Genomic DNA, 9,385 nt, shown 5'->3' with positions numbered 1-9,385 from the left:
CGCGCACGCCGAAACCGGCCGTGACCAGCCACGACCGCACTTATCCACAACCACGCCACCCATCGGCCACCCAACCCGCCGCCCACACCGCCCGGCCTCATACCGCCCGGCCTCATACCGCCCGGCCTCATACCGCCCGGTCTCCACACCGCCTGGTCCCCGCACCGCCCGGCCCTCGCACCGACAGCGCCAGCCCACCTCGGCCATCCCGCCCCCACCGGCGACCCCGGGCGCGAACGCTTCGGGAACCCGTCGCCGGACCACCCGCCCGAGCCCCGCCCGGACCCCACGCCCAACACCCCCGCGCCCGAATACCCCGAGCCCCCCGCCGGCCGGTGCGCGTCCGGTCAGTACCCGAGCGCCGACCGGATCTCGCGCTCCACGTCCGCCGCCGCCACGAACAGCAGCTCGTCGCCACCCTCCAGCGTGTCGTCCGGCGTCGGCACGATCACCCGACCGCCCCGCAGGATGGTCACCAGCGCGGCGTCACGCGGCAGCGCCAGGCCGTTCACCGGCGACCCCGCCAGCGGCGTGTCACCCGGAAGCGTGATTTCCACCAGGTTCGCCTGACCCTGGCGCAACGTCATCAGCCGCACCACGTCCCCGACCGTCACCGCCTCCTCCACCAGCGCGGACAGGATGCGCGGCGTCGACACGGCCACGTCCACCCCCCACGACTCGGTGAACAGCCACTCGTTGGCCGGGTCGTTCACCCGCGCCACCACGCGCCGCACCGCGAACTCCGTCTTGGCCAGCAGCGACACGACCAGGTTGACCTTGTCGTCACCGGTCGCGGCGATCACCACGTCGCACAGCTGCATGCCCGCGTCCTCCAGCGAGGACAGCTCGCACGCGTCCGCCTGCACCCATTCGGCCTGCTCCACGGTGTGCGGCTCGAAGTGCGCCCGGTCCCGCTCGATCAGCATGACCTGGTGCCCGTCGGCCACCAGCTCCGCGGCGATGGACCGGCCCACCGCACCGGCACCCGCAATCGCGATCCGCACTCAGCTCTCCTCGGGCGCGTGGGCCGCGGCCGCGGCCACATCGGTCACGGTGCCGGACAGGGCGGCCACGTACACCTGGTCGTCCGCCTGCAGCACGGTCTTCGAATCGGGCAGCACACCGGTGCCGAACCGCATCACGAACGCCACCCGGCACCCCGTGGCCTCCTGCAGGTCGCGCACCGTGCGCCCGACCCAGTCCTCGTGCAGCCCCAGCGGCAGGACGGCCACGCTGCCCGACGGGTCGCGCCACGCCGTGGCCGTGCCCTCGGGCAGCAGCATCCGCAGGAAGCGGTCGGTGGACCAGGGCACGGTCGCCACGGTCGGGATGCCCAGCCGCTCGTACACCGCGGCGCGCTTCTCGTCGTAGATGCGGGCGACCACCGCCTCCACCCCGAACGTCTCCCGGGCCACCCGCGCCGAGATGATGTTGGAGTTGTCGCCGCTGGACACGGCCGCGAACGCGCCCGCCCGCTCGATACCCGCCTCGATCAGCACCTTCTGGTCGAAACCGTTGCCGACGACCTGCTGACCGTGGAAGTCGGAGCCCAGCCGGCGGAAGGCCTGGCCGTCCTTGTCGATCACCGCGACCTGGTGGCCCAGGCGCTCCAGGGCCTTGGCCAGGGACGAGCCCACCCGGCCGCAGCCCATGATCACCACGTGCACGAAAGCCTCCTGAACGTTCTCCACGGAGAACCTACCCACGATTACTCCGACCAGGGGAGGACACCCCTTACGCTTTCGACCCGTGTCCAAGCTCGCAACCGCGGCCAAGCGCCTCCTCGTCGGCAGGCCCTTCCGCAGCGATCGCCTAGCCCACACCCTGCTGCCCAAGCGCATCGCCTTGCCGGTCTTCGCCTCGGACGCGATGTCGAGCGTGGCCTACGCACCCGAGGAGATCTTCCTCGTGCTGTCGGTGGCGGGTCTGTCGGCCTACGCGCTGGCCCCGTGGGTCGGCGTCGCGGTGGTGGTCGTGATGCTCACGGTCGTCGCGAGCTACCGGCAGAACGTGCACGCCTACCCCTCCGGCGGCGGGGACTACGAGGTCGCCACGGTCAACCTGGGCCGCCGCGCGGGCCTCACGGTGGCGAGCGCCCTGCTGGTCGACTACATCCTCACGGTCGCCGTCTCCATCTCCTCCGCCGCCGCGAACATCGGCTCGGCCATCCCGTTCGTCGCCACCCACAAAGCCGAGTTCGCGGTCGCCGCGATCGTCCTCCTCACCGCCATCAACCTGCGCGGCATCCGCGAGTCCGGCAGCGCGTTCGCCATCCCGACCTACGCGTTCATGGTCGGCGTGCTCCTGATGATCGGCTACGGCCTGTTCCGGGGCTTCGTCCTGGGCGACGAGATGCGCGCCGAGAGCGCCGGCTTCGAGCTGCGGGCCGAGGACGACCACCTGGTCGGCCTGGCGTTCGTGTTCCTCGTCCTGCGGGCCTTCTCCTCCGGCAGCGCCGCGCTGACCGGCGTCGAGGCCATCAGCAACGGCGTGCCCGCGTTCCGCAAGCCGAAGTCGCGCAACGCGGCGACCACGCTGCTCATGATGGGTCTCATCGCGGTCACCATGCTCATGGGCCTGATCGTGCTGGCCCAGCTCACAGGCGTGAAGATGGCCGAGCACCCGGACCACCAGCTCGTCAACGCGCCGCCCGGCTACGAGCAGAAGACCATGGTCGCCCAGATCGCCGGGGCGGTGTTCGACGGCTTCCCGGTCGGCTTCTTCTTCATCACCGTCGTCACCGCGCTGATCCTCGTGCTGGCCGCCAACACCGCGTTCAACGGGTTCCCGGTGCTCGGCTCGATCCTCGCCCAGGACCGCTACCTGCCCCGCCAGCTGCACACCCGCGGCGACCGGCTCGCGTTCAGCAACGGCATCCTGTTCCTCGCCGGCGCGGCGATCCTGCTGGTCATCGCCTTCGACGCCGAGGTCACCCGGCTGCTCCAGCTCTACATCGTGGGCGTGTTCGTGTCGTTCACGATGAGCCAGACCGGCATGGTCCGGCACTGGAACCGGCTGCTCGCGACCGAGGAGGACCCCACCGCGCGGCGGCGGATGCGCCGGTCCCAGGCGATCAACGCGTTCGGCCTGGCGCTCACCGCGTCGGTGCTGGTCGTGGTCCTGATCACCAAGTTCACCAAGGGCGCGTGGATCGCCATCGCCGCGATGGCCGCCCTGTACGCGCTGATGACGGCCATCCGCCGGCACTACGACCGGGTCGCCGAGGAGCTGCGCCAGCAGGAGCGGCAGAAGCTGCTGCCCGCCCGCAACCACGCCATGGTGCTCGTCTCCAAGCTCCACATGCCGACCCTGCGCGCCCTGGCGTACGCCAAGGCCACCCGGCCCGACATCCTGGAGGCCGTCACGGTGAACGTGGACGACGGCGACACCCGCCGGCTCGTGCGCGACTGGGAGAAGGAGAACTTCAAGGTGCCGCTCAAGGTGATCGAGTCGCCCTACCGCGAGATCACCAAACCGGTCCTGGACTACGTCAAGCGGGTCCGGTCGGACAACCCGCGCGACGTGGTCACGGTGTTCATCCCGGAGTACGTCGTCGGCCACTGGTGGGAGCAGTTCCTGCACAACCAGAGCGCGCTGCGGCTCAAGGGCCGGCTGCTGTTCCAGCCCGGCGTGATGGTGACGAGCGTGCCCTGGCAGCTCGCCTCGTCGTCGAAGGTGACCGACCGGGACGACGGCGTCGCGCCCGGCGCGATCCGGCGCGGCCTCGACAAGCGCGGCCGCGAGGACCGGGGGAGCGGCAGGTGACGGCGACGTGGGAGCGGCGGCTCATCGAGGTCGAGGTCGGCGCGGTCGCCCACGGCGGGCACTGCGTGGCCCGGCACGAGGGCCGCGTCGTGTTCGTCCGGCACGCGCTGCCCGGCGAACGCGTCGTCGTCCGGATCACCGAGGACACCGGCGGCTCCTACTGCCGCGGTGACGCCGTCGAGGTGCTGGAGGCGTCGCCGGACCGCGTCACGCCGCCGTGCCCGTTCGCCGGGCCGGGGCTGTGCGGCGGCTGCGACTGGCAGCACGCGTCCTGGGACGCCCAGCGCGAGCTGAAGGCCGCCGTCGTGGCCGAGCAGCTCCACCGCCTGGCCGGGATCGACCGGGAGGTCGTCGTCGAGGCGCTGCCCGGCGGCCCCGAGGACTGGCGCACCCGCGTCCGCATGGCCGTCGGCCCGGACGGCCGCGCCGGGTTCCGCGCCCACCGCAGCCACCGCGTCATCCCGGTCGACCACTGCGTCATCGCCGTCCCGGGCGCGCTGGACCACGCCGTGGACCGCCGCTGGCCGCCGAAGTCCGAGCTGGTCATCACCCGCGACGCGGACGGGCGGTCGCACCTGGTCGAGATCGGCCCGCCGGTCGTGCGCCGGGGCCGCCCCGTGCCGGGACCGTCCCGGCGGCGCGAGGGCAGCGGCACCGCCACCGAACGGGCCGCCGGCCGCACCTGGAACCTCCGCGCCGACGGCTTCTGGCAGGTCCACCCGGCCGCCGCCGACACCTTCGCCGAGGTCGTGGGCGCGTGGGCCGACTGCCGACCCGGCGACCGCGCCTGGGACCTCTACGGCGGCGTCGGCCTGTTCGCCTCCGTGCTCGCCGACCAGGTCGGACCGGACGGCGACGTCGCCGTGGTCGAGTCCTCGCCCGGGGCCGTCGCCGACGGCCGGCGCACCCTCGCCGACCTGCCCCAGGTCTCCTGGCACCCCGGCCGCACCGAGGACGTGCTCGCGTCACCCGGCTTCACCGACTCCCCGCCCGACGTCGTCGTCCTGGACCCGCCCCGCAAGGGCGCGGGCAAGGCCGTCGTCACCGCCATCGCCCGCACCGGCCCCCGACGTGTGGTGTACGTCGCGTGCGACCCGGCCGCCCTCGCCCGCGACGTCGCCGAATTCGCCGCGCACGGCTACGAGTTGGCCCAGCTCAGGGCCTTCGACGCGTTCCCCATGACGCACCATGTCGAATGCGTCGCGCTCCTGCGGCCCGCTCGCTGAGCGGCGTCCCAGCCAGTGGTCCGTAGACTGACCGGACGAGTCGGGGACCCGAACCACAGGGCGAGGTGGAGCGAGTGACGCTGCTGGAATCCGTGCACGGACCGGCGGATCTGAAACGTCTGGGGGCCGAGGAGCTGGTTCGGCTCGCCGAGGAGATCCGGCGCTTCCTGGTCGACAAGGTCTCCCGGACCGGCGGGCACCTCGGCCCCAACCTGGGGGTCGTCGAGCTGACCATGGCCGTGCACCGGGTCTTCGACTCGCCGCACGACTCGATCGTGTTCGACACCGGCCACCAGAGCTACGTCCACAAGATCCTCACCGGCCGCCGCGACGGCTTCGACACGCTGCGCCAGAAGGGCGGCCTCTCCGGCTACCCCTCCCGCTCCGAGAGCGAGCACGACGTCGAGGAGAACAGCCACGCCTCGACCGCCCTCTCCTACGCCGACGGCCTCGCCAAGGCCTACCAGCTCGGCGGCCAGCGCCGGCACGTCGTCGCGGTCGTCGGCGACGGCGCCCTCACCGGCGGCATGTGCTGGGAGGCGCTGAACAACATCGCCTCCGGCACGGACCGCCCCGTCGTCATCGTCGTCAACGACAACGGCCGCTCCTACTCGCCCACCATCGGCGGGCTGGCCGACCACCTGTCGTCGCTGCGCCTGCAACCCGGCTACGAGCGCGCCCTGGAACGCGGCCGCACCGCCCTGCAGGGCACCCCGTTCGTCGGCAAGCCCCTCTACGCCGCCCTGCACGCGGCCAAGCGCGGCATCAAGGACGCCCTCAGCCCGCAGGCCATGTTCGAGGACCTCGGCCTCAAGTACATCGGCCCCGTCGACGGCCACGACACCGCCGCCCTGGAATCGGCGCTGCGCCGCGCCAAGTCCTTCGGCGGACCGGTCATCGTCCACACCGTCACCCGCAAGGGCAACGGCTTCGCGCCCGCCGAGAACCACGAGGCCGACCAGATGCACGCCACCGGCGTCATCGACCCCATCACCGGGGAGAACATCGGCCCGTCCAAGCGCACCTGGACCCACGTCTTCGCCGACGAACTCGCCACCCTGGGCGGCGAGCGGCCCGACCTGGTCGCCATCACCGCCGCCATGCGCGGCCCGACGGGCCTGGACAAGTTCGCGGGCCTCTACCCCGACCGCTGCTTCGACGTCGGCATCGCCGAACAACACGCCATGACCTCCGCCGCCGGCCTCGCCATGGGCGGCATGCACCCCGTCGTGGCGATCTACGCGACCTTCCTCAACCGGGCGTTCGACCAGCTCCTGATGGACGTCGCCATGCACAAGCAGGGCGTCACCGTCGTCCTCGACCGCGCCGGCATCACCGGCCCCGACGGCGCGTCCCACCACGGCATGTGGGACCTGTCCATCTGCGGCCTCATCCCCGGCATCCGCGTCGCCGCCCCCCGCGACGCCGCCTCGCTGCGCGAGGAACTCCGCGAAGCCGTCCGCGTCCCCGACGCCCCGACCGTCATCCGCTACCCGAAGGCGTCCGTGGGCCCCGACCTGCCCGCCCTCGACCGCGTCGGCACCGTCGACGTCCTGCACCGCTCCGGCACCGACGTCCTCCTCGTCACCGTCGGCGCGTTCGGCGAACTCGGCCTCGCCGCCGCCCAACGCCTCGCCGACCAGGGCATCGGCGTCACCGTCGTGGACCCCCGCTGGGTCTTCCCGGTCCCGGCCGAGCTGGTCGCCCTGGCCGCCGACCACCGCCTCGTGGTCACCGTCGAGGACGGCGGCCGCCACGGCGGCTTCGGCTGGGCACTGGCCGCCGCCCTGCGCGACGCCGAGGTCGACACCCCGCTGCGCGACCTGGCCATCCCCCAGGCGTTCCACGAGCACGGCGAACGCGCCGAAGTCCTCGCCGACCTCGGCCTGACCGCCCAGGACGTCTCCCGCCGCATCACCGAGTGGGTCGTCGCCACCGAGAACCACACCCGGCTGAGCGCGACCGCCGAGAAGTAACCAACCGGGGCACGGCCGGTGCGGCCCTCCGCACACAGGAGGGCTTCGTGTCATCCCGCCGACCTGGCCCTGCCCAACCACGCGTGTCAAGGGGGCACTTCCGGCCTCACCGCACTTGAGGCCGGAACCGCCCCCTTGACGCGTGTGGTTGCCCTTGTGGAGGTCGGCGGGATGACACGAAACCCGGACCCCGCTGGTACCGGAGCTTGACCACTCGGCCCCGTCATCCTGCTGATCTGCCCGTCCGGCGAGGACGCTTTTCGCCCTTCCCCACCCCGACAGCCGCACGCTAAGCCGCTTCTCAGGGATGTGTGGCACCTTTGTGGTGTGCGGATCCTGGTAGTCGAGGACGAGGTGCCGCTGGCCGACGCGATCGCGCGCGGCCTGCGGCGCGAAGGTATGGCGGTCGACGTGGCCTACGACGGCGAGACCGGCCACGAGAAGTCGACCGTGACCCGGTACGACGTGGTCGTGCTCGACCGAGACCTGCCCGGCATGTCCGGCGACGAGCTGTGCAAGGAGATCCTCAGCTCCGGGGCCCTGACCAGGGTCATGATGCTGACCGCCAGCGCCGGCGTGGACGACCGCGTCGCCGGCCTGTCCCTCGGTGCCGACGACTACCTGGCCAAGCCGTTCGCGTTCCCCGAGCTGGTCGCCCGCGTCCGCGCCCTCGCCCGCCGCGCCACCCCGGCCACCCCGCCGCTGCTCACCGCCCGCGACGTGGAGCTGGACCCGGCCCGCCGCACGGTGCGCCGCGCCGGCCAGCCCGTCGAGCTGACCCGCAAGGAGTTCGGCGTCCTGGAGGTCCTGCTCGCCGCCAAGGGGTCGGTGGTCTCCAGCGAGGAACTGCTCGAACGCGTGTGGGACGAGAACGCCGACCCGTTCACCACCACCGTCCGCGTCACCGTCATGACGCTACGCAAGAAGCTGGGTGAACCGGGCATCATCGACACGGTGGTCGGCTCCGGCTACCGCGTGCCCACCGCGGGCTCCACCGAGGAAGGCCCACGCTGAACCCAGAGCTGGCCCGCAGGCGCGGACCCGGGCTGCGCACGCGGCTCACCCTCCTCGCGACCGGCCTGGTCGCGTTCGTCAGCGGTCTGCTGCTCCTGCTCGGCTGGCTCCTCGTCGGCCGGGTCATCGCCTCGTCGCCCCGCTTCGCCGAGGGCAGCACCGTCATCGTCGACGGACGTGAGGTCGACGCCGGGGCGTTGATGGACCTGCTCGGCGAGCAGGCCCGCGACGACGTGCTGCGGTCCGGCTCCATCGCGTTCCTGTGCGTCGTCGCCGCGGCGGCCCTGCTCGCCTGGACCATCACCGGGCGCGTGCTCCAACCCGTCCACGACGTGACCGACGCGGCGCGCCGCCTCTCCGCCGAGTCGCTCGGCGAACGGCTGCGCCTGGACGGCCCCCGCGACGAGGTCGCCGAGCTGGCCGACACGTTCGACGCCATGCTCGACCGGCTGCAGGCCGCGTTCGAGTCGCAGCGGCGGTTCGTCGCCAACGCCTCCCACGAGCTGCGCACGCCCCTGGCCGTGATCCGGACCGAGCTGGACGTGACGCTCGTCGACCCGGACGCCGACGCCGAGGAGCTGCGGCGCATGGCAGGCGTGGTGCGTGGCGCGACCGAACGGGCCGAACAGCTGGTCAGCGCCCTGCTCCTGCTCGCCCGCACGGACGGGCTCGGGCTCGCCGTGCGGGAGCCGGTCGACCTGAACGCCGTGGTGGAGTCCGCATGGCGGGCCGCCCGCCCGGAGGCGGAGGAGCGCCGGTTGCGCGTGTCGTTCCTGACCGCTCCCGCGCCCGCGGTCGGCGACCCCGCGTTGCTGGAGCGGATCGCGGGGAACCTCCTGGAGAACGCCGTGCGGCACAACGTGCCCGGCGGGTGGATCGAGGTGCGCACCGAGGGCGGGCCCGAGTGGACCGTGCTGCGGGTGTCGTCGTCCGGGCAGGTCATCGCGCCCGACCGGGTGGACGAGCTGTTCGAGCCGTTCCGCCGGGGTGGCACCGACCGGACCGCGCGCACCGGCACCGGCCTCGGGCTGTCCATCGTGCGTGCCGCCGTCGCCGCCCACGAGGGCCAGGTGCACGCCTCGGCGGTGCCCGGCGGCGGCCTGTCGGTGGTCGTGCACCTGCCGTCCACGCCGCAGGGAAAACTCGTCTGAGTGGCCCCGGTCACACATGATCCGGTTTGAGGGTCCGCGCAGGGGGTACTACCTGCGGAGACGTGCCCCTGGACCCCCGATTTGTCTCCGCGTTGGACGGGGTGTAACTTTCTCTCTGCCAGCGCGGAACGGGCCGGGGAGAGACCGGAACGGAGCGTGGCGGACAACAAGCCCCGGATCGAATCACTGAAGTGATGAGTGACGGTGTGCGCGTGTTCTTTGAGAACTCAACAGCGTGCCGAATAGCCAGTAA

The 9,385-nt window shown here is 72.5% G+C and carries 7 protein-coding genes; 5 read left to right on the top strand and 2 right to left on the bottom strand.

What is annotated here, in order from left to right; translation table 11 throughout:
* Window positions 1-347: 347 nt before the first annotated feature.
* Both ACFXGA_RS38280 and ACFXGA_RS38275 read right to left on the bottom strand, forming a co-directional pair.
* On the bottom strand, window positions 348-1,004 hold the full coding sequence (locus ACFXGA_RS38280; protein WP_378097466.1) for a potassium channel family protein: 657 nt from the start codon (window positions 1,002-1,004) through the stop codon (window positions 348-350).
* Complete coding sequence (locus ACFXGA_RS38275; RefSeq protein WP_378097463.1) at window positions 1,005-1,691, bottom strand: potassium channel family protein; 687 nt, start codon at window positions 1,689-1,691, stop codon at window positions 1,005-1,007.
* 58 nt (window positions 1,692-1,749) lie between these two features.
* On the opposite strand from ACFXGA_RS38275, the gene ACFXGA_RS38270 reads away from it, so the two are divergent.
* From ACFXGA_RS38270 to ACFXGA_RS38250, 5 genes are all read left to right on the top strand, one after another.
* Window positions 1,750-3,765 (top strand): APC family permease, encoded by a 2,016-nt coding sequence (locus tag ACFXGA_RS38270; protein ID WP_378097460.1) that lies wholly within the window; start codon window positions 1,750-1,752, stop codon window positions 3,763-3,765.
* Window positions 3,762-4,991: a class I SAM-dependent RNA methyltransferase gene (locus tag ACFXGA_RS38265; protein ID WP_378097457.1), complete on the top strand. Its 1,230-nt coding sequence runs from the start codon at window positions 3,762-3,764 to the stop codon at window positions 4,989-4,991. The genes ACFXGA_RS38270 and ACFXGA_RS38265 overlap by 4 nt, the downstream gene beginning before the upstream one ends.
* A 74-nt stretch (window positions 4,992-5,065) precedes the next feature.
* Window positions 5,066-6,967, top strand: a complete 1,902-nt coding sequence (gene dxs, locus ACFXGA_RS38260) for a 1-deoxy-D-xylulose-5-phosphate synthase (protein ID WP_378097454.1) — start codon at window positions 5,066-5,068, stop codon at window positions 6,965-6,967.
* Window positions 6,968-7,294: 327 nt separating this feature from the next.
* Window positions 7,295-7,981, top strand: a complete 687-nt coding sequence (locus ACFXGA_RS38255; protein ID WP_378097451.1) for a response regulator transcription factor — start codon at window positions 7,295-7,297, stop codon at window positions 7,979-7,981.
* A 200-nt stretch (window positions 7,982-8,181) separates the two neighbouring features.
* Window positions 8,182-9,132, top strand: coding sequence for a sensor histidine kinase (locus ACFXGA_RS38250; RefSeq protein WP_378097448.1), 951 nt, complete (start codon window positions 8,182-8,184; stop codon window positions 9,130-9,132).
* Window positions 9,133-9,385: the final 253 nt, after the last annotated feature.

Source organism: Actinosynnema sp. NPDC059335, from assembly GCF_042752395.1.
In the GTDB taxonomy this organism is placed as follows: Bacteria; Actinomycetota; Actinomycetes; order Mycobacteriales; family Pseudonocardiaceae; genus Actinosynnema.
The sequence above is the reverse complement of the archived record's forward strand: the minus strand, read 5'-3'. Positions and strand labels throughout refer to the sequence as shown.

Excerpts from the sequence above, each read along its gene's own strand:
- ACFXGA_RS38250 (WP_378097448.1), top strand. The coding sequence starts at position 8,182 with ATGGACCTGCTCGGCGAGCAGGCCCGCGACGACGTGCTGCGGTCCGGC.